The sequence below is a fragment of the Actinomadura rubrisoli genome (assembly GCF_004349215.1).
GTDB lineage: Bacteria > Actinomycetota > Actinomycetes > Streptosporangiales > Streptosporangiaceae > Spirillospora > Spirillospora rubrisoli.
The window spans coordinates 82,112-106,282 of the sequence record NZ_SMKU01000001.1 but is presented as its reverse complement, the minus strand read 5'-3'; the positions used below and the strand labels follow the sequence as shown (position 1 = coordinate 106,282).

Below are 24,171 nucleotides of genomic sequence, written 5' to 3'. Positions count from 1 at the left end.
TGAGGTTGGGAAGGGTGTTGTGAGTGGGCGGCTCATCCGTTCTGCGCCAGCCATTTGTCCGCCTTGGCCAGGGTGGCCGTCCGGTCGAAGGCGTTGACCTTCTGCAGGATGTCGGTCACGAGGAAGTTCTTGAGGTCCAGGGAGCGGTCGGTCACGCCGGCTTGGAGGAGGAGCCTCTGGGCATTGTTCCACCGAGCCGGCTTGATCTCACCGAAGTTCTTCCCGTCGAAGGGGACCAGGGTCGCGGAAAGCGCCTTGAGCAGGTCTCTGGACTTCTTGGGGTCGCTCCATTCCTCGGGCGCCGCCTTCCGCGCTGCCGCCTCCGCCGCCTTCGGGCGCTGAAGGCCGGCGAACGTCGCCCGAGCGAGGGCCCGGAAGAATCGCACCAGCACGTCGCCTCTCTTGAGGGTCTGCGCCCGCACGAGGTAGCCGCCGACGGGAAGTCCTTCGAGGCCCTTGGGGGTGATGTCCCGTACCGGCAGTCCGGCCTCGTCGAAGGCGAAGAAGTCGGTGAGCGTCCCCGCGTAGGCCGCGATGCGCCCGGATTCCAGCGTCCGCGCCACCGATGGGCCGCCCGGCCCGACGACCGTGGTGTCGACGTCGCCGATTTTCAGCCCCGCCTTTTCCAGAGAGGCGGTGAGATAGGCGCGGTCCTGGTCGGGTGAGGCGAGGCCCACGTTCTTCCCCTTGAGGTCGGCGACCCCTTTGATACCGCTGCGCTCCGGGACGACCAGGCCGACGAGGAATCCGTTCCCGCCGGTCCGCTCGTCATAGGGCATTCGCAGGTCGTCGGTCCTGAGCGCCGCCGCGATCGCGTCGGTCGCCGCGACGAGGCCGATGTCCGCCTTGCCGCCTTGCACCAGGCCCGCGATCGGGATGTTGTCGGTCACCGGGGCGAGCTTCACCGTGAGGCCCTCGTCCGCGAAGAAGCCGAGCCGCTCGGCGATGACCTCGTTGAAGGTGAACAGCGAGTTCGGTGCCGGGGTGGCGAGCGTGAGCCTGCCGTCCGCGCCGTCCGAGGTCGTGCCCCCGCCGCCGCAGGCGGACGAGGCCGTGGCCAGCAGCGCGGCGACCAGGCCGCCCGCGAGCCATGCGCGTCGCCTGGACCGTGGTCTCCTCATGGGGTCCTCTCCTCCGAAGCCGCTGGTCGTGCGGATGCCGCCGTCCGCGTGGCGTCGTGCTCCGCCGGGTCTCCCGAGAGCCGCCGGCGGACGCGCCTTCCCCGGCTCCTCGTCCTGGACGGCAGGCGCCCGGCGTGGCGCCAGAAGACGAAGGTGCGGTCGGCGCACCCGATGGCGCCGTAGAGCAGGAGCCCCATCGCGGTCAGGACCACGACCACGGCGAAGGCGTCGTCCTGGTTGAGCTGGGAGCTGTACCGCTGGACGAGGAACCCCAGCCCCTTCTGCGCCGAGACGACCTCGGCGACGACCGCGCCGGCCAGGGCCAGCGTGAGCCCGATCCGCAGCCCCGCGAAGATCATCGGCGCCGCGGTGGGGAGGAGCAGGTGGACGAAGGTCCTCTTCTTGCCGACGCGCAGCGACCGGAACAGCTCCTCGGCGTCGGGGTCGGGGGTGAGCAGCCCGGTGAGCGCGTTCACGAAGATCGGGAAGAAGGAGATCAGCCCGGCGATGACGATCTTCGAGGTGGAACCGAAGCCGAACGCCGAGATCAGGATCGGGACGATCGACAGCATCGGCAGGACCTGCAGCGTGACCGCGTACGGGTAGATCATCTTCCTGAGCAGGGGGGACGATCCCGCCGCCACGGCCGAGCCGATCCCCAGGAGCGCGGCGAGGGCGAAACCGGCCAGCGTCTCGTAGAGCGTCGTCCCCAGATGCTCCCAGACGAGTCCGGTGGAGAAGAGGTCGTAGGCCGCGACGGCGACGGCGCCGGGCCGGGGCAGGATCAGGTCGCTGACCCAGCCCTGCGTGTTCGCCAGGTCCCAGACCACCAGGACGATCGCGAAGAGGGCTAACGGGGCGAGGACACGGCCGCGTCCGGACGGCGCCGCCCCCCGCGCGGGCGGCTCGGGTGGTGCCGGGCTCTTGGACTGCCGGATCAATCCGATCACTCTCCTCGCCGTCGATCGGCCTGGGGGAGCTGGATGCCCTCGCGCACCGTCAGAGCGATCTCCTGGAACCGGGGGGAGTAGGTCATCTTGAGCGAGCGCGGCCGCTCCAGGTGGACGGCCACATCGGCCGCGATCCGTCCCGGCCTGGGCGTCATCACGATGACGCGGTCCGCCAGCAGGACGGCCTCGGTGATGTTGTGGGTGACGAAGATCGTGGACGACGCCGTCCGCTCGTGGATCCTCAGCAGTTCGAGGTTCAGGAGTTCGCGCGTCAGCTCGTCGACCGCGCCGAAGGGCTCATCGAGGAGGCGGACCCCGGCGCCCGTCATCATCAGCCGGGCCAGGGCGACCCGCTGCTGCATGCCCCCGGACAGCTGCTGGGGGAAGTGGTGCTCGAAGCCTTCGAGGTGGAAGAGGCCGAGCAGCCGCATGGCCTCGCGGAGGTCGTCGTCCTCGACCCTGCGCCGCATCCGGACGGGGAGCAGCACGTTCTCAAGGGAGGTCTTCCAGGCCAGGAGGGCGGGCCGCTGGAACATCATGCCGACGTCCCGCCGGGGCGCCACGACCGGCTCGCCGTGGACCTCGACCGAGCCGCTCGTGTTCGGGACGAGCCCCGCGATGATCCGCAGCAGGGTGGACTTGCCGCAGCCGCTCGATCCGACGATCGAGACGAACTCCTCGGAACCCACCGAAAGGTCCAGGCCGCCGATCGCCTCGACGCCGCCGCCGAATCTCTTGCCGACCCCGCGCAGCCGCACCGCCGCGCCCGTGGAGAAATCCGCGGGCACATCCGTGGACACGCCTTGGCCGACCTTGGCGCCCTGCGCGGAATTCGGGTTTCCCGGTGTGGTGCTAATGCGTGCCTCCTTGGTCGAGGCCAACGGATCGCCCGTTCGCAACACGTCGGTCCGGCCAACTTAAGACGGCACGACAAGCAACCACAAATGCATGCTTGATACGCGTTGATTTACTGAGACGCAACCATGGGACGGCGGTCGGGGTTCCTCTGGTCAGCCGCCCGCGGCGGCGTGCTCCGGCGGCGTCCGCGCGGCGTCCGGGCGGCGCCGCAGGCCGTCGAAGGCGACCTTGCAGACGGCGTCGGCGATGTGCGCGCCGGTCGCGCCGCCGTGCGGCTTGTACCACTCGACCAGCGAGTTGACCAGGCCGAACAGCAGCCGCCCGGTGATCGCCGGGTCGATGTCGGGCCGGACGTCGCCCTCGGCCTCGGCCCGCGCGACGAGCGCGGCGACCAGCCGGTCGAACTCGCGGCGGCGGGCGAGCGCGCGCCGCTCGACCGGCGTGTTGCCGCGCACCCGCAGCAGGAGCGTGACGAAGGGGAGCCGCTCGACCAGCACGGTGACGCTGGCCCGCACGAGATGCTCCAGCCGGTCGACCGCGCGCCCGTCCATGGCCGCGGCCTCGTCGGCGGCGGCGAACAGCCCGTCGAGCGCGCGGTCGACGGCGAGCTGGAGCAGTTCGTCCTTGCGGGTGACGTGGTGGTAGATGGCGGACTTGGTGATCCCGAGCCGCTTGGACAGCTCCTCCATGCTGGTGCCGTCGTAGCCGCGCTCGTTGAACACCTCCACCGCGACCAGCAGCAGGGACTCCTTGTCGTAGCCGGGACGTCCCCGCCGGGCCGCCTGCCTGCCGTCCGCGTCGCTCACGTCGGCCAGTATCCCAGCCTGCCGGGTCCTCCCAGCCGAGCGCACCGGCGCGCGGCGCCGCGCGATCGGGGCCGCGCCGCTCCACGGCACCTTCCCAGCCCGGCACGGCCCGCATATACTGACCGAATGGACGGTCACTAAATCGGGTCGTCGAGACGACGGGGAGGGCCGCGGATGGCTCCGCTGCGCAGTTACGTGTCCGGTGCCTGGCATGTTCCGCCGGACGGCGGCGCACCGCTCAGGGACGCGGTGACCGGCGAGGAGATCGCCGGGATCTCCTCGGCCGGGATCGACATGGCGGCCGCGCTCGCACACGGCCGCGGCACCGGCGGCCCGGCGCTGCGGGAGCTGACGTTCCACCAGCGCGCGCTGCTCCTCAAGGCGCTGGCCCTGCATCTGCGCGAGCACCGCGACGAGCTGTACGCGCTGTCGGCGCGGACGGGCGCCACCCTCGCCGACTCGCGGGTGGACGTGGACGGCGGCATCGGCGTGCTCCTGTCCTACGCGAGCAAGGGCAAGCGGGAGCTGCCCAACGACACCGTCCTGCTGGACGGGGACGTGGAGCCGCTCGGCAAGGGCGGCACCTTCGCCGGACGGCACATCCTCACGCCGCTGCAAGGCGTCGCGGTCCAGATCAACGCGTTCAACTTCCCGGTGTGGGGGCCGCTGGAGAAGCTCGCCCCCGCCTTCCTCGCCGGGATGCCCAGCCTGATCAAGCCCGCGAGCCAGACGGCCTACCTCACCGCGCGCCTGGCCGAGCTGATCGTCGAGTCGGGCATCCTGCCCGAGGGGAGCGTGCAGCTCGTCTGCGGCGGCGCCGGGGACCTGCTCGACCATCTGACCGAGCAGGACCTGGTGGCCTTCACCGGCTCCGCGGCGACCGCCCGGAAGCTGCGCGCCCACCCGGTCGTGATCGGCCGGTCCGTCCGGTTCAACGCCGAGGCCGACTCGCTGAACTGCTCGATCCTCGGCCCGGACGCCCGTCCGGGGACCCCGGAGTTCGATCTTTTCGTGGGGCAGCTCGTCACCGAGATGACGGTCAAGGCCGGCCAGAAGTGCACGGCGATCCGCCGCGCCCTCGTCCCGGCCCCGCTCATGGCCGAGGTCGCCGACGCGGTGGCCGGCCGGCTCGCCGGGGTGACGGTCGGCAACCCGTCCAGCCCGGACGTGCGGATGGGCGCCCTCGCCGGGCTGGAGCAGCGCGAGGAGGTCCGCCGCGGCCTGAAGGCGCTGCTGGCGGGCGGCCGGATCGTGTTCGGCGACCCCGAGACCGTGCGGGTCGTGGACGCCGACGCCGAGCGCGGCGCGTTCGTCTCCCCGGTCCTGCTGCGCGCCGACGACCCGGGACGCGCGGAGCCGCACGAGATCGAGGTGTTCGGCCCGGTCAGCACGCTGCTGCCGTACACCACCGCCGAGGAGGCGGTCGCGCTCGCCGCCCGGGGCCGGGGCAGCCTGGTCGGCTCGGTCGTCACCGCCGACCCCGGCTTCGCGCGCAGCGTCGTCCTCGGCGCCGCGCCCTGGCACGGGCGGCTGCTGGTGCTCGACTCCGAGGACGCGGGGGAGTCCACCGGGCACGGGTCGCCGCTGCCCATGCTCGTCCACGGCGGCCCCGGGCGGGCCGGAGGCGGCGAGGAGATGGGCGGCATCCGCGGGGTCGTCCACCACATGCAGCGGACGGCGGTGCAGGCGAGTCCGGCCATGCTCACCGCCATCACCGGGCGCTGGACGGCGGGCGCGCCGCGCACGCGGGCGGACGTGCACCCGTTCCGCAAGCACCTTGAGGAACTCACGATCGGCGACACGGTGGTCGCCGGGCCCCGCACCGTCACCCTGGACGACATCGAGCACTTCGCGGAGTTCACCGGCGACACCTTCTACGCCCACATGGACGAGGAGGCGGCGAAGGCCAACCCCTTCTTCGGCGGCCGGGTGGCGCACGGCTACCTCGTCGTGTCATTCGCCGCCGGGCTGTTCGTCTCGCCCGAGCCGGGTCCCGTCCTGGCGAACTACGGCCTGGAGAACCTGCGGTTCCTGGCGCCGACGTTCCCGGGCGACGAGCTGACCGTGACGCTCACCGCCAAGCAGATCACCCCGCGCGAGGACGCCGGTTACGGCGAGGTGCGCTGGGACACCGAGGTCACCAGGCAGGACGGCGCGGTCGTCGCCGCGTACGACGTCCTGACCCTCGTGGCCAAGCGACCGGGGGGACGGTGACATGCCCGGAGACGTGACCGACATGCGGGGAGAGGCGACCGGCACGGCCGGAGGCGAGACCGGCACGGCCGAGGTGCAGGCCCTGTTCGAGTGGACGATCGAGCGCGACCAGCGCATCGAGCCGCGCGACTGGATGCCCGGGAAGTACCGGTCCACCATGATCCGGCAGATCGCCCAGCACGCGCACTCCGAGATCATCGGGATGCAGCCCGAGGGGGAGTGGATCACCCGCGCGCCGTCCCTGCGGCGCAAGGCGATCCTGCTGGCGAAGGTGCAGGACGAGGCCGGGCACGGGCTGTACCTGTACTCGGCCGCCGAGACGCTCGGCGCCGACCGGACGGACCTGACCGGCAAGCTGGTCTCCGGGCGGCAGAAGTACTCGTCGATCTTCAACTACCCGACGCTGTCGTTCGCCGACGTCGGCGTGATCGGCTGGCTGGTGGACGGCGCCGCGATCTGCAACCAGGTGCCCCTGTGCCGCAGCTCCTACGGCCCCTACGCCCGCGCGATGATCCGGATCTGCAAGGAGGAGTCGTTCCACCAGCGGCAGGGCTACGAGCTGCTGATGGCGCTGATGGACGGCACGCCCGCGCAGCGGGAGATGGTGCAGGACGCCGTGGACCGCTGGTGGTGGCCGTCGCTGATGATGTTCGGCCCGCCGGACGCCGACTCGACCCACACCGCGCAGTCGATGGCCTGGAAGATCAAGCGGCACACCAACGACGAGCTCCGGCAGCGGTTCGTGGACATGACCGTCCCGCAGGCCGCGGCGCTGGGCGTCACCCTCCCCGATCCCGACCTGCGGTGGAACGCCGAGCGCGGGCACCACGACTTCGGTGCGATCGACTGGTCGGAGCTCAAGCGCGTGATCAGCGGCGACGGCCCGTGCAACGCGGAGCGCATCGCGGTGCGCCGCGCGGCGCACGAGGACGGCGCCTGGGTGCGCGAGGCGGCCGCCGCGCACGCGTCGAAGCAGGCCCGGCGGGAACGCGGCGCGATGGACGACGCGGTGGAGAAGCCCGGGAGAGAGGCGGTGTGATGGAGAAGGACTGGCCGTTGTACGAGGTGTTCGTCCGGGGCAAGCGCGGCCTCAACCATGTGCACGTCGGGTCGCTGCGCGCCGCCGACGACACGATGGCCCTGCGCAGCGCCCGCGACCTGTACACAAGGCGCGGCGAGGGCGTCAGCATCTGGGTCGTCGAGGCGCGGAGCATCACCGCGTCCAGCCCGGACGAGAAGGACCCCTTCTTCGCGCCCAGCGGCGACAAGGTCTACCGGCATCCGACGTTCTACGACATCCCCGAGGATGTTCCGCACATGTGAGGATCCCATGTCCTTTGACAACGCGCTCTCCGCGCTCGCCGAGGCGGGCGGCGAGGGCCCGCAGGCGTACCGCGCCCGGTTCCACGACCCGCTCGCGGGCGTCGACACGTCCGTCCCGGACGGGACCGCCCCCGCCGACCTCGCCGCGTACTGCCTGATGCTGGGCGACGACGCGCTGATCATGTCGCACCGGCTGCAGGAGCTGTGCACCCACGCGCCCGAGCTGGAGGAGGAGGTCGCCCTGGCCAACATCGCGCTGGACCTGCTCGGCCAGGCGCGGCTCCTGCTGTCGCGCGCCGGCGGGAGCGAGGACGAGCTGGCCTACTTCCGAGACGCGCCGGAGTTCCGCAACGTCGGGTTGGTCGAGACCCCGAACGGCGACTTCGCGCACTCGATCGTCCGGCTGCTGTTCTTCGCGACCTGGCGGCTGGCGCTGCTGGACCGCCTCACCGCCTCCCGCGACCCCGTGTTGGCCGCCATCGCCGCCAAGGGCGTCAAGGAGGTCGCCTACCACCGCGACCACGCCGCGCTGTGGACGATCAGGCTCGGCGACGGCACCGAGCTGTCCCACGACCGCGCGCAGCGGGCGCTGGACGCCCTCTGGCCGCAGACGGGCGAGCTGTTCGGCACGCACGAGATCGAGCGGCGGCTGGACGGGGCGGGCATCGGCGCCGACCCGTCCGGCGTGCGCGAAGAGTTCGACCAGGTGATCGGCGAGGTGCTGTCGAGGGCATGCCTCGACCGTCCCGCACCCGTGCCGCCCTTCGTGGCCGGACGCGGCGGTGCGCACTCCGCGGCGCTGGACGACCTGCTCGGCGAGCTGCAAGGCGTGGCCCGTGCGCACCCCGGGGCGACGTGGTGAGCGCCCGCGCGGTCGCCGAGACCGTCACCGACCCCGAGCTGCCCATGGTCACGCTCGCCGAGCTCGGCGTCCTGCGGGACGTCCGGGTGGCGGCCGGCCACGTGGAGGTGACCATCACCCCCACCTACACCGGCTGCCCCGCCCTGGACGCGATGCGCGACGACCTGCGCGCCCGGCTCGGCGCGGCGGGCTACCCCGACGTCCGCGTCCGTACCGCCCTCGACCCGCCCTGGACGACCGACTGGATCAGCGAGTCCGGGCGCCGCAAGCTGGCGGCGGCCGGGGTGGCGCCGCCGGGACCGGCGCCGCGCCGGGCGGCGGGCCCGATCCCGCTGAGCCTGGGGCCGACCCGGCGGGTCCGCTGCCCCCGCTGCGGCTCGTCCGACACGACCGAGCTGTCCCGGTTCGGCGCCACCGCCTGCAAGTCCCTGCGCCACTGCGGCGCCTGCCGGGAGCCGTTCGAGCACTTCAAGGAGATCTGATCGTGCCCGTCTCCGAAACCGTGCCCGTCGCCGGAACCGTGCCCGGCACCGCGGCGGCGGCGCGCCGCGGCGGCTTCAACGCGCTGCGCGTCGCGGGCGTCGAGCGATTGTGCGAGGACGCGGTCGCGGTCACCTTCGACGTGCCCCCGGCCCTGGCGGACGCCTACGCCTTCCGGCCCGGCCAGTTCCTCACCCTCCGCCGCGTCGTCGGTGGACGGGAGGAGCGCCGCTCCTACTCGATCTGCGCGCCCGCCGGCGCGGCGCCGCGCATCGGCGTCCGCGAGATCCCGTCCGGGCTGTTCTCGTCCTGGCTGGTCCACGAGGTGCGGCCGGGCGACGTCATCGAGGCCCTGCCGCCGTCGGGCACCTTCGTCCTCGGCGCGGACGACCTCAAGGACCGGCGAGCCGAGGACCACCGGGGCACGCACCACGTGCTGATCGCCGCCGGTTCGGGGATCACGCCCGTCCTGTCGATCGCCGCGTCCGCCCTGGCAGACCCGTCCAGCCGCGTCACGGTCCTGTACGGCAACCGGCGCAGCGACACCGTCATGTTCGCCGACGAGCTGGCCGACCTGAAGGACGCCCATCCCGACCGGTTCGCGCTGGCGCACGTGCTGTCCCAGGAGCCGCGCGAGGCCGAGCTGTTCAGCGGCAGGCTGGACGCGGACCGGCTGCGGCTCCTCCTGCCGCTGCTCGTCCCCGTCCGCGACGTCGGCCACTGGTGGCTGTGCGGCCCGTTCGGCATGGTCACCGGCGCCCGCGACGTCCTCACGGGCCTGGACGTGCCGCGCGACCGCGTCCACCAGGAGCTGTTCCACGTGGACGACGTGCCGCCCGAACCGGACCGGAGGCGACCCGCGCCGCGCGGCCCCGCGAGCGAGGTCACCATCGTCCTGGACGGGCGCTCCACCACCGTGACCCAGCCGCGGGAGACGACCGTGCTGGACGCCGCGCAGCGGGTACGCCCGGACCTGCCGTTCGCCTGCAAGGGCGGCGTCTGCGGCACGTGCCGGGCCAGGGTCGTCGAGGGCGGGGTCGACATGCGCCGCAACTTCGCGCTCGACCCCGCCGAGGTGGCGGACGGCTACGTCCTGACCTGCCAGTCCATCCCGTCCACCGCCCGGCTCACGATCGACTACGACGGCTGACGCCCCATGCTCCACGGCCGCCCGGACAACCGGGCACCCGAACGCCCGGACGCCTACGCGGTGACCTGCTCGTAGAACGCGAGGGCGTCCCGGATGCGGCCGCGCAGCCACGCGTGCGCCTTGTCGTTGTCGTAGCGCTGATGCCACGCCAGGACGAGGGGGACCGGCGGCAGGTCGAACGGCAGCGGCCGGGTCCGCAGGCCCAGCACGCGCAGCGTCGGCTCGCACACGTGCTCGGGCACCGCGACCACCAGCCCGCTCTCGGCGGCCAGATACAGCGCCGCCGTGCTCGTCGGCGCGGACGCGACGACCCGGCGCCGCAGCCGCAGCCCCTGGAGCGTCTCGTCGATCGGGTCCTTCAGCCGGCCGCGCCGCGAGACGATGATGTGGTCGGCCTGGGCGAACCGCTCCGCGGTCAGGTCGCCGTCCGCGCACGGGTGGTCGGGCCTGAGCGCGGCGACGAGCCGGTCGTGCCCGATCGTCGCGTGGCTGATCTCCGGGAGGTCGGGCTCGGTGGAGCCGATCTCCAGGTCCACGCGGCCGTGCCGCAGCTCGTTGGTGTCGCTGCTGGCCTCCGCCAGCAGCCTGATCGACACGCCCGGGGCCTGCTCGCGGACGGCGGCGAGCAGGCTCGGCCCGATCGCGGTCGTGACGGCGTCGTGGCCGCGGATCGAGAACACCCGGTTGAGGGTGGCCAGGTCGAGCCCGCGTTCGGGTTCGAGCACCTCGCGGGCCCGTTGCACCAGGTCGTGGACCTCGCCGCGGATCGCGAGGGCATGCGGTGTCGGGACCATCGTGCGGCCCGTGCGCACGAGGATCTGGTCGCCGGTGATGCGCCTGATCCGTCCGAGGGTCCGGCTCAGGGCGGGGGCCGACAGGTTCAGCCGCTCCGCGGCGCCGGCGACGCTGTTCTCCTCCAGCAACGCGTCGAGGGCCGTCAGCAGGTTCAAATCTAGATGCACCAGAGTAAATCTAGCCGTAGCAAAGATGCACTGGCCAGTATCCAGGCGCCGCCTTAGTGTCGGGCTGAACCAAGGCGAGGCCAAGGAGCGCAGCATGGAAATCTGGCAGATGCCCGCCACCGACATCGCCCGCGGGGTCCGCACCGGCGCCTTCTCGGCGGTCGAGGCGACCCGCTCGGCGCTCGCCCGGATCGCCGGCGTCAACACCCGGGTGAACGCGCTGGTCGAGGTGCGCGAGGACGAGGCGCTGGACGCCGCGCGGAAGGCCGACGCCCGGCTCCGCCACGGCCATCCGGTCGGCCCGCTGCACGGGGTGCCCGTGACGTTCAAGGTGAACACCAACCTGGCGGGCCTGCCCACCACCGAGGGCGTCGCCGCGTACGCCGACCACATCGCGACCGAGACCGACCCGCAGGCGGCGAGCTGGCTCGGCGCCGGTGCGATCTTCGTCGGCCGCACCAACTGCCCGCCGTTCGCCACCCGGTGGACCACGCAGAGCGACCTGTACGGGGCGACGGTCAACCCCTGGGACCCGGCGGTGACGCCGGGCGGCTCCAGCGGCGGCGCGGCCGCCGCCGTGGCCGTCGGGATGTGCGCGCTCGCCCAGGGCAGCGACATCGGCGGTTCGATCCGCTACCCGGCCGCGTGCTGCGGGGTCGCCGGCATCAGGCCGACCCCCGGACGCGTACCGGCGTGGGCGGGATCGCCGTCCCACGACCCGCCCATGGCGGTGCAGGCGTTCGTCGAACAGGGTCCGCTCGCGCGGAACGTCGCCGACCTGCGCCTGGGCCTGCGGGCGATGGAGGTCTACGACCCGAGGGATCCCCGCGCGGTGCCCCGGCCCGACCGGGCCCACGCCGGCGAGGGCCGTCCCCGGGTCGCGGTCGTCACCGATCCCGGGGGGCCGGGGCTGCGGGGCTCCTCCACCGCCGAGAGCGTCGACGCCGCGCGGACGGCCGCCGAACGGCTCACCGCCGCCGGCTACCAGGTCGACGAGGTCGACCTGCCGCTGCTCGGCGAGGCCGCCCGGCTGTGGTGGCAGCTCGCGCTCACCGAGTTCGCGATCGGGCTGACGGCGGAGGTGGAACGCGTCGGCGACCAGGACTTCCGCCGGTTCTTCGACCTCATGTACACCGTCTACCGGGAGGAGTTCGGCGAGGTCGACCTGGCGGCCTTCGTCGCCGGCTGGGCCCGCCGGGGCATGCTCCGCCGCGAGATCTCGGTGTTCATGGACCGCTATCCCCTCGTCCTGACGCCCGTGTCCGGCGAGCCGCCCTTCCCCATGGGGTCCGACACCGAGTCGGCCGCGCGCACGGCGGAGCTGATGGGACGGCAGTGGCCCCTCATGTCCGTCCCCGTCCTCGGGCTCCCGGCCCTCGGCCTGCCCGTCGCCCCCACGGCGGGCAAGGCCCCCGTCGGCGTCCAGGTGATCGGACGGCCCTTCGACGAGGACGCGGTGTTCGCCGCCGCCGAGGTGATCGAGGCCCGCTCCGGCCTGCTGACCCCCGTCGAGCCGGTGGGCTCCGCGTGAGCGCGGTGCTCGGGGGCCTGAACCCCGCCCGGGCCGGCGACCAGGCGCTGGTGGCGAAGGTCGCCGCGGTCGTGCGGGACGCCGGCACGCAGATGCTCGAACGGTTCACCACCACGCCCCGCCTCGCCGGGCGGGACGATGTGGTGGCCGCCATCTACGCGAACGACGACGCCTCGCTCGACATCCTGAAACCGGGACTGACGCGGCTCCGGCCAGGCGCCGGCTGGGTCGACGACGAGTTGGAGAGCGGCGCCCTCCCCGAAGGCGAATGGTGGGTGGCCGACCCCGTCGAGGGGAACATCAACCACGTTCACGGCATGCGCGACTGGGGCGTCACCGCCACGCTCGTGCGCGACAACATCCCCGTGCTCACCGCCGTTCATCTGCCATTGACGGGAGAGACCTACAGTGCGGTCCAGGCGGGCGGCGCGTTCCTCAACGGGGTGAGCCTGCGCCATTCGCCGAAGACGGGCCTTGACGGGGCGCTCGTCGGGACGGGCCAGGCCAAGCCCGGCGAGTCGGCCGAGGCGTTCCGCCGTATCGGCGCGTCCGTCACGGCGATGCTCCACGCCGCCATGGTGATCCGGGTGTCGGTTCCGGCGACCCTGCAACTGCTTGAGGTCGCCGCGGGGCGGATGGACGCGTTCTGGCAGTTCAGCCAGGTGCGCTCTGGCCTGCTCGCGGGCGCCCTGCTCGTCGCCGAGGCGGGCGGCGTCGTCACGGACACGCGCGGCAGGCCCTGGAGCCTCGCCAGCGACGACTTCCTCGCCACCACCCCGGCGCTCCACGCGGCCGCGGTGAAGACCCTTTCCACGATCAGCTGACAAAGAGGACCCGACCATGAACAGGACCACTCTTGGCACGTCCGGTTTCGAGATCAGCGAATTCGTCTTCGGCGCCGGTTCGATCGGCGGGGTCGGCGCGTCCGCGAGCACACGCGCCCACGGCCTGAGTCCCGAGGAGGGATTCCAGCGCCTGGACGAGGCGCGGGAACTCGGCATCACCATCATCGACACCGCGGATTCCTACGGCGGCGGAGAAAGCGAGAAGACCGTCGGACGGTGGCTGCACGAACGGCGCCCCGAGGACTTCGTGGTCTCCACCAAGGTGGGCCTGATCAGCAGGCCGGACGGTTCCCGCGGCGTCGACCTCTCCCGTCCGCACATCGAGCGGCGGCTTGCGCGGAGCATCGAGCGCCTGGGCCGCGTCGACCTCTACCTGTCGCACGTCCCGGACCCCGGCACGCCGATCGAGGAGACGCTGGAGGCGTTCACCCGCGCCCAGGAATCCGGACTGATCGGGGCGTACGGCGTCAGCAACGTCGACCGCCAGAAGCTGGAGACCATTCTTCAGACGGCGGACGCCAAGAGCCTTCACCGGCCCGTCGTCGTCGAGAACCGCCTCAATCTCCTCGACCGTGGCGACGAGGCGGAATTGCTCCCCCTGGTGGTCGCCGAGGGACTCGCGTACACGCCCTTCTCCCCCCTCGCCGGGGGAGTGCTCTCCGAGCGGTATCTCGACGGAGCGTCCCCGGAGGCGGGCAGCCGGATCGCGGTGGCCGGCGACCTGTACTACAAGGGCTTCCACTCGCCCGAGAACCTGGAAAGGGTCGCTGCGCTCCGGGAGAGGGCGAAGGAGCGCTCGACCAGCGTCTCCGGCCTCGCCCTGGCCTGGCTCCGCGACCACCCGGCGGTCACCGCGCCGATCGTCGCGCCGAGGACGTCCGCCCAATGGGACGCCGTCCACGACGCGATGGGCATCAGGCTCGACGGCGACGAGCACGCCGAGATCTCCGGCATCTTTCCCCGGCGGGCAGCCGGCCGATGACGGCAGAGGGCCTGGAACCGATCGAGACGGCGACCGTCGAGGAACTGCGCGCTCTGCAACTCGAAAGGCTGCGCTGGTCGGTGCGGCACGCCTACGAGAACGTGCCCCACTACCGGGCCGCCTCCGACAAGGCGGGAACGCACCCCGATGACATCCGCGCGCTGTCCGACCTCTCCAGGCTTCCGCTCACCGGCAAGGACGACCTGAGGACGAACTATCCGTTCGGGATGTTCGCCGTCCCGCGAGAGCGGATAGCGCGAATCCACGCGTCCTCGGGCACCACCGGCCGGCCCACCATCGTGGGCTACACGAGCGACGACCTGGAGACGTGGGCGAGCGTCGTCGCCCGCAGCATCCGCGCGGCCGGCGGACGGCCCGGGCACCGGCTGCACAACGCCTACGGCTACGGGCTGTTCACCGGCGGCCTCGGCCTCCACGCGGGCGCCGAGAAGCTGGGGTGCACCGTGGTCCCGGTCTCCGGCGGAATGACCGAACGCCAGGTCCGGCTGATCGAGGACCTCCGGCCGGACGTCATCTCGGTCACCCCCTCCTACATGCTCGTCCTGATCGAGGAGATGGAGCGCCAGGGCATCGACCCCCGCTCGACGTCCCTGAGCATCGGGATCTTCGGCGCCGAGCCGTGGACGAACGGGATGCGCCGGGAAATGGAAGAACGCCTCGGCGTGCACGCGGTCGACATCTACGGGCTGTCGGAGGTCATGGGGCCGGGCGTGGCCCAGGAATGCGTCGAGACCAAGGACGGCCCGCACATCTGGGAGGACCACTTCTACCCCGAGATCATCGATCCCGTGACCGGCGAGGCGCTGCCGGACGGCCGGAAGGGGGAACTGGTGCTCACCTCGCTGACCAAGCAGGCGATGCCGGTGCTCCGCTACCGCACGCGCGACCTGACCCGGCTGCTCCCCGGCACCGCCCGTCCGATGCGCCGGATGGACAGGATCTCCGGCCGGACCGACGACATGATCATCCTGCGGGGGGTGAACCTCTTCCCCACCCAGATCGAGGAGCTGCTGTTCACCACGGCCGAACTCGCGCCCCACTTCCAGTGCGTCCTGACACGATCGGGCGTCCTCGACGAGCTCACCGTGCGCGTGGAACGGCGCGAGACTGCGACGATCACCTCGGCGGCCACGGCCGGCGAGCACGTCCGGCGGCTGGTCAAGAGCACGATCGGGGTCAGCGTCCGCGTCGAGGTCGTCGCCCCCGGCAGCATCGAGCGCTCCGCCGGCAAGATGCGCCGCATCGTCGACGAACGCCCGCCCCGCCACTGACCTCTCGCCATCGGTGACTCGCAACCAGCTCGCATTCCGAGGTGCCCCGGCGCGGTTCATCCGCATGTGCGCTGGTAGGGCTCGCCTTCGGGCAGGTATTGCCGCCATTCCTGTTCGGTGAGGGACCGGCCGGCGAGGGCGCACACCGAACGCAGCGGATCGCTGGGCAGGGGTATCCGCCAGGACCGGACGGCTCCTTCGTAACCGGCCGCGGTGATCGTGCCGCCGTCGGGACCGAATGCCAGTGCTCGAAGTGCCCCGGTGCCGTCGCTGGGCAGCGGACCTGCGAGCTGCCGCCGGGTCGCGACGTCCCACAACCGGAGGCCACCGTCTTTGTCGCCGATGGCCAGCGTCGCGCCGTCCGGGCTGACGGCGATCGCGGTGGGGGCGGTGCCGCTCTTGAGCGGATCACCGATCTGGCGCCAGGAAGCGATGTCCCACAGCCGGATGGTGCCGGTTCCCGTCTCGTCCGCCTCGGCGACGAAAATGACCTTGCCGTCGGGACTGAATGCCATGGACGAGGCCCCGCCCTTGGCGGCATCCGTGACCTCGTGCTTACTGATCAGCTTCAAGGTGGTGGTGTCCCACAACTGGAGATGGGTGCCCTGGACGGCAAGGACCTTGCCATCGGCACTGAACGCTATTCCGCCGGAACCGCCCGCGTCGCCGGTGTCGCCGAGCGGCAACCGCCGTCGGGCCGCCATATCGAAGGCCCGGACCTTCGGCTCGACGACGGTGCCGGAACCGACCACGCCGCTGGCGCCGGCCGTGACGAGGATCCTGCCGTTCGGGCTGAGCGCCACCGCATCGACCATGCCGACATCGTTGATGGCCAGCGGCGCGCCGATCGGCCGGCCGGTCGCGGTATCGAGCAATCGTGCGGTCCCGTTGAGGACGGACCCGCTGTTGGACTCGATCCGGACGCCGCTGAGGGCGAGAGTCCCGCCGTCCCGGCTCAGGCCCACCGCGCCGGGCCCGCTGCGTGCCATGGGAATCGGGATCGGTTCACCGGTCTGCCGCCAGATTGTGGTGTCCCACAGACGCGTGGTCCCGTCCAGGCTGCCGGTGGCCAGGGCCGTGCCGTCGGAGCTGAACGCCACCATTTGTATCCCGCTCGTGTGGCCTCTGTACGGGATGCTGATCGGCTTGCGGGTGGTGGTGTCCCACAGGCGCGCGGTGCCGTCCTGGCCACCGGTGGCCAGGCTCTTCCCATCGGGGCTGAACGCCACTGCCTCGACGTGGGCCTGCGAGCCGCCGATCTTGATGGGGGCACCCACTTGCCGGTGCGTGGACGTCCTCCACAGCCGTACGGTCCCGCCGGAACGCCCGTCGTCGCTTCCGCCGGTGGCCAGGAACTCGCCGTCAGGGCTGAACGCCATCGCGGCGACACCGCCGCTGAAGCCCTTGACCTTGAATGGTGCTCCCATCGGCCGCCGGTGGACCATGTCCCATAGCTGGACGGTCTCGGCGTTCGCGTATCCGATGGCGAGGATCTTGCGGTCCGGGCTTAGTGCCATGGGGGTGAGCTCGTCGGCTGCGGCCCTGGGCCGTCCTGCCCTGATCGGCTCGCCGATCGGCCGCCGGCGGGCCGTGTCCCAGGTGCGGATGCTCCAGTCGGAGTCGACGGTGACCAGGGTCCCACCGTCGCGGCTGAAGGCCATGGCCAGGATCTCGCCGGTGTGACCGGCGAGCGCGGCACCGATCTGCCGCCCTGTGGCGGTGCTCCACAGCCGGATGAGCCCCGGGTGCGTTTCGTCGCCGTCGCCGGTGGCCAGGACCGTCCCGTCCGGGCTGAAGGTCACGGGCCAGACGGTGGCGGCGTGCCCGGTGAGGGGGTGGCCGGTGGGACGCAGGGTGGAGGTGTCCCAGAGCTGAGCGGTCCCGTTCTCGCCGCCGATGGCCAAGCTCGCACCGTCGGGGCGGAAGGCGATTGCCAAGACCGCGCCGACGCGGCCGTTCAGGACGGCGCGCGCCGGTGTGGCCAGGGCCGCGACCATGCCGTGGCGGGCCTCGCCGGTCGGCGCGTAGCGCCAGGCCGCGGCGGCCAGCAGCCCGGACACGACCGGGTCGCTGCCGCGGACCTGATCGCCGCGCGCCGCCACCAGCCGGGAGAGGGCGAGGTCTCGTTCGCGGTCGGCGGCCCGCTGGGCGTCGACGGCGATGACCGCCGCCGTCACGGCCGCCGCGACGAGCGCCGCGAGAACGGCCAGGACGGCCCGCCGGCGCCTGCCGCTGCGGGCTTCGGCGCGGATGCCGGCGGCGAGGAAGTCGTCCTCGGCCGGGGTGAGCGAGGGGTAGCGGCCGGGATCGGCGCGCCAGCGGGCCCGGGCGTTGCGAACGGCCGCCAGTTGCTCACCCCGGTACAGATAGGAGGCGGGCCGGCCGCGGCGGTCCCAGTCCTCGGCGCTGTCGCGGAGCTGACCGTACAGGACGTGCCCGGTCAGGTCGGGTTCCAGCCAGGCCGACAGCCGGGGCCAGGCATGCAGCAGGACGTCATGGGCGATCTGAGCGCGATCACCGTCGACCACGACCAGCCGGGCCCGCGCGTAGGACTCCAGGACATGGTCGAGGTCGGCGCGTTCATCGCGGGTGCGGTTCGCGTGCAGGTCGGCGCGTCCGACCGTCCGGCGGGCCAGGGCTCCGTCGGCGGACACGGAGGTCAGCATCTGGAACATCTGCCGCGCCGCGATCCTCTGAGGTTCGGTGAGGGCGTCATAGACGGCGTCGGCGCTGGTGGCCACCGCTCGGGTGACACCGCCGGTGCGCGCATACCCCCTGCTCGTGAGCCGGTCGCCGTCGCGGTGCTCCCAGACGGTCAGCATGGTCTGGGACAGCAGCGGCAGGGCACCGGCGTCGTGACGGCCGGCGGGACGGCCCGCGGACGCGTTCAGCTCGCCGAGGATCGCGTCGACCAGGCCGGGCTCGACGTCCAGCCCGGCCGCGTCGGCGGGGCCGGTGATGACGCGCCTCAACTCGGTGTCGGACATCGGTCCGACGACAAAGGGGTCCTGTTGGAGCGCGGCGGTCAGTTCGTGGTACCCGGCGCACCGGTCGATGAAGTCGCCGCGCACCGCGATCACCACCAGTGCGGCGGGGGAGCCGCCGGCGCCATTGGGGACGCTCGCCGCGGCGTGCAGGGCGGTGATGAATCCGGAGCGCTCACCCCGCTCCCGCTCCGTCTCGTCCGAGGTGAAGATCTCCTCGAACTGGTCCACGACTAGGACGAGGCGGGCGGCGGCCGCGGCCTCGGCGGGGACGCCGCGGCGGCGGGCATCGACCTCGACGGCTTGGCGGGCCAGCGCGGCCGCGCTACCGGGATCGGCGGTCAGGCCGCGCAGCGCGGTCGGCGCGTCGACACCGGCCAGCCCGGCCAGCAGCGTGGCCAGCCGGGTCAGCGGAGAACGGGTGGGCTGGCCGAGCACATGCCGGGGCCAGTCCGCGGCCGCCCCCGACAGCTCGCCCCGGCCGATCGCGGGGATCAGCCCGGCCCGCAGAAGCGAGGACTTGCCCGCACCCGACGCGCCGGTCACGATCAGCGGCCCGGAGCAGGGCGGCCGCCGCGACAGGACGGCGACCAGCTGGGCGGTCAGGAGCTCGCGTCCGAAGAAGACCTGCGCGTCGGCCTCTCCGAACGGCGCCAGGCCCCGGTACGGGCTCCCCTCACTCCACGCGGGCCCGCGATCGTCGCGCCGGGCGGCGCGCGGACGTGTCCGCCGCTCGATCGCCGCGACCTGTTCCAGCAGCAGCCGGATATCGGTCGCCTGCCGGTACTGCAACCCCACCGACACCTGGAGCTCGGCACTGTGCCGATCGACGCCCTCGCGGATCCGCCCCAGCTGAACCCGCAGATCGTCCAGCACGAAACCGAATTCGGAGAACTCCTCGCCCACGGCCGCCAGCGCGACGGCCAGCTGGGCCTGAAGCTCACGGTCACCGGTCTCCACCGCGGCCTCGATCGCGGCACCGACCGCTCCGATCTCACTGAGCACGTGCGCGATCTCACCGCGCAATTGCTCAGCGTGCTCCCCACCGGCCTCCAGGACCCGCTGAATCCGCCGCTCCACCTCCGTTTCCAGATCCTCGGCCGAAGGCCGATCACCACCGATCCGCGCGACTGCCGCTTTCACCACATCGGTCAGCACATTCCCGCCGACCGCGGTGATCGCTCCGATTCCCGCCGCCGCGATGCCCGCTTCGGAAGCCAGCAATGGGCCGAAGGCGCCCGCCGACAATACGCCGATCATCACCGGTGAAGACCACCGGCGTGCCCCGGCGCCTGCCGCGGGCGCCAACCGAGCCACCCGCGCCCGCACTCCGGCGCGCATCGACTCCGAATGACCGCCCCGCGCGTCCTGGTCCACATGGCGATATCAGCATCCGAGCACCGGGAAAACCACGAAAGGCCGCCATCGGCCACGATCATTTGCCGCCGACCTAGTACAAATTAGGTAGATAGTTGGGCATTGAGCAGTAAAGGATCTTAACGGCAGGCACGCGGTCGAGACGAGGTCCGCGCCCCGTCGCCTAAGGCTTGCGGGCCACCGCGCCGTAACCGTGGACGTGGGCGGGCTCGCCGCCCTCGGCGGGGTCCGGCCGCCACCTCGTGATGGAGACCGTGCCCGGCTCGATCTTCTCCAGGCCGTCGAAGAAGCCGTCGATCTGCTCGACGCTGCGCAGGATGTAGGGCAGGGTCCCGGACGCGGCGTACCTGTCGGTGCTGCGCTTGGCGGCCGCAGAGGTGTCGGTGCAGTCCCACAGCGCCAGGAAGCTGCCGGGCGGCACACCCGCCATGGTGTCGGCTACGAGCCGCCTGGCGGTGTCGTAGTCCTGGCAGAACCCCAGCACGCCCATGAACATCACCCCGATCGGCTGGTTGAAGTTCAAGACGTTGGCGGCCTGTTCGAGGATCTGCTGGGGGTGGTGGTAGTCGGCGTCAAGGTAGTCGGTGACGCCCTCGGGAGTGGTTCCCCGCATCAGCGCGCGCGCGTGCGCGAGCACCATCGGGTCGTTGTCGACGTAAACGACGCGGGCTTCAGGCGCGACCCGTTGGGCGACCTCGTGGGTGTTGGACTCGGCGGGCAGCCCGGCACCGATGTCCAGGAAGTTGCGGATCTTCGCTTCGCGCGCCAGGTATTCAACGACGCGGATCAAGAAAAACCGGGACTTTCGGGCGATCGTGAGGACCTCGGGGTTCATCGCCGCGATCGCGTCCCCGACCACCCGGTCGGCCTCGAAATTGTCCTTGCCGCCCATCCAGTAGTTCCACGCCCGCGCCGGGGAAGGGATGTCGGTCCGGAACCGATCCGCGGCGTATTGAGGCAGGTCGGGAGGCAGATTCGCGGACGGGTCGCGGGGGGATGGGCCGGAAGCGGGCATTGTCGACTCCTCGAAGGCTCTTGGCCGGTTGAGAGAACCTTACGTTCCTGTGGCACGGCGCGTAAGCGACTGCCCGCGGAACCCGGCCGGATGGCCGCGACCGGCCTGCGGCCGCGGCAGGGGCCGCGTCGGCTGGCGATATGCCAGCTATGGCCGCACTATCCGGTCCTGTGTGGGACTGTCCCAGATTGCCGGAAGAGTGGGCTGCCTTGAGGGGGAATTTAAGCCATGCCGAGAACTGCGCGAATCATTGCACCAGTGTGGAGAGACGGTGGCAGAATTTCTGTCCACCTTACGTGTCACCGGCGCAGTCTTGCCATCGCCTGACATGCCGGCGACTTAACCGCCACGGAAATGGACGGCCAGGTCGCCGCGCCCGGGGGCGGTCGCAAGTCGACCGCGACGGAATGTTTGGCCGTCAGCGCACCGGGGGCACTCTGTCAACTACGGCAGGGAACAATGTGTTATCAAGGAACTACCCATCGGAGTCGGTGGGTTCCAGAGGGGGAGAAAACTCATGACTCGATGCACGCGACTGGTTCTCACGGTTGCGATGACGGTCGCGACCGTGGCGGGGACCGCGGCCACGGCGATGGCAACGGAGGATCCGGGCTATCACGGCCACCACCCGCATGGCGGCATCCAGTGCAACCAGGGGGCGCTCAACAACGTCGTCAATGTCATTTTGCCGATCTCACTCCTCGGCAACGCCCAGGCCGTAAAGGTCTGCTGACCGACACGGCGTCGGGGGATGAGCCCGTTCAAGGGGCCCATCCCCCGCGCCGGCGGTTCGGGCCGCCACCGCGGACGCGACACCAGCCCGGGTAACCGGTCACCTGGCTCCAGAACCGGGCGTGTGCTCACTCATGGACGAGAGGAAGGCCGAAGTAGCCGAACAATGTCTCGTCGATGAAGCTTGAGATGTGGACGATGCCCGAGCGGGTGACGGTGAGCACCTGGATGGAATGTGCGCGCAGAAGGCCGTCCTGCTGGGGTAGGTACATCGCAAAGGCGGGCTGGCCGTTCGCGCGGGTGGGCACGAGCCGGGGGCCGCCGGGGACGGCGGACAGCCGCGCGGTGAGCAGCCGGCCGATGGCGTCCCGGCCGGTGAACCACTGGGGGACGGGCGGCATCTCCCAGGTCGCCTGCTCGGTGAGCAGACGGGTGATGGCGGGGACGTCGACGGCCTCGAAGGCCATGGCGAACCGGTCGAGGAGTTCGCGCTGCGCCGGTTCGTCCGGCTCTATGATCTCGTCACTGGCCGGGACGAGCCGCTCCAGGCGGGAACGGGCGCGCAGCAGCGTGCTGTTCACGCCGGCGCCGGTCATGCCGAGCAGCTCGGCGACCTCGGCCGCGGGCCAGGCCAGCACGTCGCGCAGGATGACCACGGCCCGCTGCCTGCCCGGCAGGTACTGCAGCGCCGCGATCAGCGCCAGCCGCAGACCCGCCCGCGCCGCCACGATCGCGGCGGGATCCTCCGGCACGCGGCCGATCAGCCTTTCGGAGAAGGGTTCCAGCCAGGTCACCTCGGGTGCCCGCAGGCTTGTCGGCGTCGGATCCTCCGACGGCGCGGCGAGGCCGGAGGGCAGCACCCGCCGGCTGCTGTGCTCCAAGGCGTTCAGGCACGCGTTGGTCGCTATCCGGTACATCCAGGTACGCAGCGACGCCCGCCCGTCGAACGTGGCGTACGAGCGCCACGCGCGCAGGTAGACCTCCTGGACCAGGTCCTCGGCATCGTGGACGGAACCGAGCATGCGGTAGCCGTAGGCCAGCAGTTCGCGCCGGTACGGATCGGTCAGCCGCGCGAACTCCTCGGCCCCCGCATTTCTCTCATCGGTCTTCATAGGACGCACCTCCCCATGTACTGACCGGGAGCGGTGTCCGAAGTCGTCGGCTTCCGCCCGCTGAATCTCGCGGCCCGGCCGGTTTGTACAGGTGATCGGTGAAAGACGTTCACCCGAGAACCCCAAGGAACGCGCATGGCCCAGAGGACAAGCGCCTGGCTGCTCGGCCTGACCGCGGCGGCGTCGCTGATGGTGGCATTGGACGCGACGGTGGTGGCGACCGCGCTGACCAGGATCCGGCTGGATCTGTCCGCCACCATGGAACAACTCGAATGGACGGTGAACGCCTACAACCTGAGCTTCGCCGTACTGCTGATGACGGGGGCCGCGCTCGGCGACCGGTTCGGGCGCAGGCGGATGTTCGTGGGCGGGCTGGCCCTCTTCACGGCGGCCTCGGCCGCCTGCGCGATGGCCCCCGGCATCGGCTGGCTGATCGTCGCCCGCGCCGTCCAGGGGAGCGGCGCCGCGCTGGTGATGCCGCTGGCGATGGCACTGCTGAGCAACGGGTTCCCGCCGGAGCGGCGGGCGAGGATCCTGGGGGTCTTCGCCGGGCTCACGGGGCTGGCGGTGGTGGCCGGTCCGGTGGTCGGCGGGATCGTCACCCAGGGGCTGGCCTGGCAATGGATCTTCTGGCTCAACGTGCCGATCGGCCTGGTGGTCATCCCGCTGGTGCTCCGGCGCGTCCCGGAGAGCCGCGGCGCCGGAGCCTCCTTCGACCTCGGCGGCGTGGTCCTGGTGACCGGCGGCGCGCTCGGGCTGGTCTGGGGCCTGATCCGCGCCGACGGAGCGGGCTGGGGCGCGTTCGAGGTGGACGGCGCGCTCGCGGCCGGGGCGGTGCTGCTGGCGGCGTTCGTCGCCTGGGAACTGCGCGTCCGCCGACCGATGGTGCCGATGCGGCTGCTGCGCTCGCGCGGCTTCTCCGCGGGCAACGCCGCCGCGCTTTTCATGTACGCGTCGCTGTACGGCTCGCTGTTCTTCATGGCCCAGTTCCTCCAGACGGGCTTGGGGGACGGGCCGATGGCCACCGGACTCCACCTCATGGCCTGGACGGCGACGGTGACCGTGGTGGCACCTGCCGCGGGGGCACTGGTGAACCGGGTCGGAGCCCGTCCCCTCACCGTCGCCGGACTGACCCTCCAGGCCGTTGGAATGGGATGGATCGGGCTGATCGCGGAACCGTCCCTGGCGTATTCGCAGCTGATCGCGCCCATGGTCATCGCGGGCGCGGGGGTCAGCATGGCGATGCCCGCCGCGCAGACCTCGGTCATCAACGCCGTCGCGCCGCAGGAGATAGGCAAGGCGTCCGGCGTCCTCAACACTTTGCGGCAGATCGCCGCGGTATTCGGCGTGGCGGTCCTTGCCGCGGTATTCAGCGCCAAGGGCGGCTACGGCACCGCGCGGACCTTCTCGGATGGCTTCGCACCCGCCATCGCCGTGAGCGGTGCGCTGTCCCTGGCCGGTGCGTTCGCCGGCCTGTTCATTCCCGGACCGAACCGGGCGGCCCGGATGGCCCCGGTGCCGCCCGTACCCCGGCCGGCCCACGAAGCGACTCGCTGAGCCGAGTGGGGCGAGCGC

General features: G+C 71.8%; 21 protein-coding genes. 13 read left to right on the top strand and 8 right to left on the bottom strand.

The annotated features are described in order from the left end of the window. Window positions 1–32: 32 nt before the first annotated feature. From E1298_RS00475 to E1298_RS00460, 4 genes are all read right to left on the bottom strand, one after another. Entirely contained in the window at window positions 33–1,121 is a 1,089-nt protein-coding gene (locus E1298_RS00475; protein ID WP_131888693.1) for an ABC transporter substrate-binding protein, read from the bottom strand. Next, complete coding sequence (locus E1298_RS00470; protein ID WP_131888692.1) at window positions 1,118–2,071, bottom strand: ABC transporter permease; 954 nt, start codon at window positions 2,069–2,071, stop codon at window positions 1,118–1,120. Before E1298_RS00470 ends, E1298_RS00475 begins: the two co-directional genes overlap by 4 nt. Then, window positions 2,068–2,871, bottom strand: coding sequence for an ABC transporter ATP-binding protein (locus tag E1298_RS00465; protein ID WP_131888691.1), 804 nt, complete (start codon window positions 2,869–2,871; stop codon window positions 2,068–2,070). The genes E1298_RS00470 and E1298_RS00465 overlap by 4 nt, the downstream gene beginning before the upstream one ends. A 210-nt stretch (window positions 2,872–3,081) precedes the next feature. Further along, complete coding sequence (locus E1298_RS00460; RefSeq protein ID WP_341770584.1) at window positions 3,082–3,735, bottom strand: TetR/AcrR family transcriptional regulator; 654 nt, start codon at window positions 3,733–3,735, stop codon at window positions 3,082–3,084. A gap of 174 nt (window positions 3,736–3,909) precedes the next feature. On the opposite strand from E1298_RS00460, the gene paaZ reads away from it, so the two are divergent. From paaZ to paaE, 6 genes are read left to right on the top strand one after another with little or no spacing between them, the layout of a single operon-like run. Further along, window positions 3,910–5,949, top strand: a complete 2,040-nt coding sequence (gene paaZ, locus E1298_RS00455) for a phenylacetic acid degradation bifunctional protein PaaZ (RefSeq protein WP_131888689.1) — start codon at window positions 3,910–3,912, stop codon at window positions 5,947–5,949. Window positions 5,950–5,971: 22 nt separating this feature from the next. Then, window positions 5,972–6,988 (top strand): 1,2-phenylacetyl-CoA epoxidase subunit PaaA, encoded by a 1,017-nt coding sequence (gene paaA, locus E1298_RS00450; protein WP_131888720.1) that lies wholly within the window; start codon window positions 5,972–5,974, stop codon window positions 6,986–6,988. Next, window positions 6,988–7,272, top strand: a complete 285-nt coding sequence (gene paaB / locus E1298_RS00445) for a 1,2-phenylacetyl-CoA epoxidase subunit PaaB (RefSeq protein ID WP_131888688.1) — start codon at window positions 6,988–6,990, stop codon at window positions 7,270–7,272. The genes paaA and paaB overlap by 1 nt, the downstream gene beginning before the upstream one ends. Before the next feature lie 7 nt (window positions 7,273–7,279). Then, window positions 7,280–8,134: a 1,2-phenylacetyl-CoA epoxidase subunit PaaC gene (gene paaC / locus E1298_RS49230; RefSeq protein WP_131888687.1), complete on the top strand. Its 855-nt coding sequence runs from the start codon at window positions 7,280–7,282 to the stop codon at window positions 8,132–8,134. Then, entirely contained in the window at window positions 8,131–8,616 is a 486-nt protein-coding gene (paaD, locus tag E1298_RS00435) for a 1,2-phenylacetyl-CoA epoxidase subunit PaaD (protein ID WP_279497406.1), read from the top strand. The genes paaC and paaD overlap by 4 nt, the downstream gene beginning before the upstream one ends. Before the next feature lie 2 nt (window positions 8,617–8,618). Further along, window positions 8,619–9,764 carry a 1,2-phenylacetyl-CoA epoxidase subunit PaaE gene (gene paaE / locus E1298_RS00430; RefSeq protein ID WP_424923045.1) on the top strand — a complete coding sequence of 382 codons (1,146 nt, stop codon included), beginning with the start codon at window positions 8,619–8,621 and terminating at the stop codon, window positions 9,762–9,764. Between the two features lie 53 nt (window positions 9,765–9,817). Here paaE and E1298_RS00425 read toward each other — a convergent pair whose 3' ends face one another. Continuing rightward, window positions 9,818–10,726, bottom strand: a complete 909-nt coding sequence (locus E1298_RS00425; RefSeq protein ID WP_131888685.1) for a LysR family transcriptional regulator — start codon at window positions 10,724–10,726, stop codon at window positions 9,818–9,820. Window positions 10,727–10,820: 94 nt separating this feature from the next. On the opposite strand from E1298_RS00425, the gene E1298_RS00420 reads away from it, so the two are divergent. Genes E1298_RS00420 through paaK form a run of 4 tightly spaced genes read left to right on the top strand, consistent with a single transcriptional unit; the run spans window position 10,821 to window position 15,376 of the window. Then, window positions 10,821–12,257 carry an amidase gene (locus E1298_RS00420; RefSeq protein ID WP_165975214.1) on the top strand — a complete coding sequence of 479 codons (1,437 nt, stop codon included), beginning with the start codon at window positions 10,821–10,823 and terminating at the stop codon, window positions 12,255–12,257. Beyond that, window positions 12,254–13,081 carry an inositol monophosphatase family protein gene (locus E1298_RS00415; RefSeq protein ID WP_207944367.1) on the top strand — a complete coding sequence of 276 codons (828 nt, stop codon included), beginning with the start codon at window positions 12,254–12,256 and terminating at the stop codon, window positions 13,079–13,081. The genes E1298_RS00420 and E1298_RS00415 overlap by 4 nt, the downstream gene beginning before the upstream one ends. A gap of 16 nt (window positions 13,082–13,097) precedes the next feature. Then, complete coding sequence (locus tag E1298_RS00410) at window positions 13,098–14,084, top strand: aldo/keto reductase (protein WP_131888683.1); 987 nt, start codon at window positions 13,098–13,100, stop codon at window positions 14,082–14,084. Continuing rightward, window positions 14,081–15,376 carry a phenylacetate--CoA ligase PaaK gene (gene paaK, locus E1298_RS00405; RefSeq protein ID WP_131888682.1) on the top strand — a complete coding sequence of 432 codons (1,296 nt, stop codon included), beginning with the start codon at window positions 14,081–14,083 and terminating at the stop codon, window positions 15,374–15,376. The genes E1298_RS00410 and paaK overlap by 4 nt, the downstream gene beginning before the upstream one ends. A gap of 56 nt (window positions 15,377–15,432) precedes the next feature. Here the strand turns inward: paaK and E1298_RS00400 are convergent, their stop codons facing one another. After that, complete coding sequence (locus E1298_RS00400) at window positions 15,433–19,365, bottom strand: WD40 repeat domain-containing protein (RefSeq protein ID WP_131888681.1); 3,933 nt, start codon at window positions 19,363–19,365, stop codon at window positions 15,433–15,435. Between E1298_RS00400 and E1298_RS00395 the strand changes: the two genes are divergently transcribed. Next, window positions 19,366–19,629, top strand: a complete 264-nt coding sequence (locus E1298_RS00395; RefSeq protein WP_131888680.1) for a hypothetical protein — start codon at window positions 19,366–19,368, stop codon at window positions 19,627–19,629. A 271-nt stretch (window positions 19,630–19,900) separates the two neighbouring features. Here the strand turns inward: E1298_RS00395 and E1298_RS00390 are convergent, their stop codons facing one another. Beyond that, the gene (locus E1298_RS00390) at window positions 19,901–20,752 is read right to left on the bottom strand and encodes an SAM-dependent methyltransferase (RefSeq protein ID WP_131888679.1); all 852 of its coding nucleotides are present in this window, start codon (window positions 20,750–20,752) and stop codon (window positions 19,901–19,903) included. Window positions 20,753–21,305: 553 nt separating this feature from the next. Between E1298_RS00390 and E1298_RS00385 the strand changes: the two genes are divergently transcribed. Then, window positions 21,306–21,485 carry a hypothetical protein gene (locus E1298_RS00385; protein WP_131888678.1) on the top strand — a complete coding sequence of 60 codons (180 nt, stop codon included), beginning with the start codon at window positions 21,306–21,308 and terminating at the stop codon, window positions 21,483–21,485. A 127-nt stretch (window positions 21,486–21,612) separates the two neighbouring features. Here E1298_RS00385 and E1298_RS00380 read toward each other — a convergent pair whose 3' ends face one another. Beyond that, complete coding sequence (locus tag E1298_RS00380; RefSeq protein WP_131888677.1) at window positions 21,613–22,596, bottom strand: sigma-70 family RNA polymerase sigma factor; 984 nt, start codon at window positions 22,594–22,596, stop codon at window positions 21,613–21,615. A 135-nt stretch (window positions 22,597–22,731) separates the two neighbouring features. Here E1298_RS00380 and E1298_RS00375 point away from each other — a divergent pair, with 135 nt between their 5' ends. Continuing rightward, complete coding sequence (locus E1298_RS00375; protein ID WP_131888676.1) at window positions 22,732–24,153, top strand: MFS transporter; 1,422 nt, start codon at window positions 22,732–22,734, stop codon at window positions 24,151–24,153. Window positions 24,154–24,171: the final 18 nt, after the last annotated feature.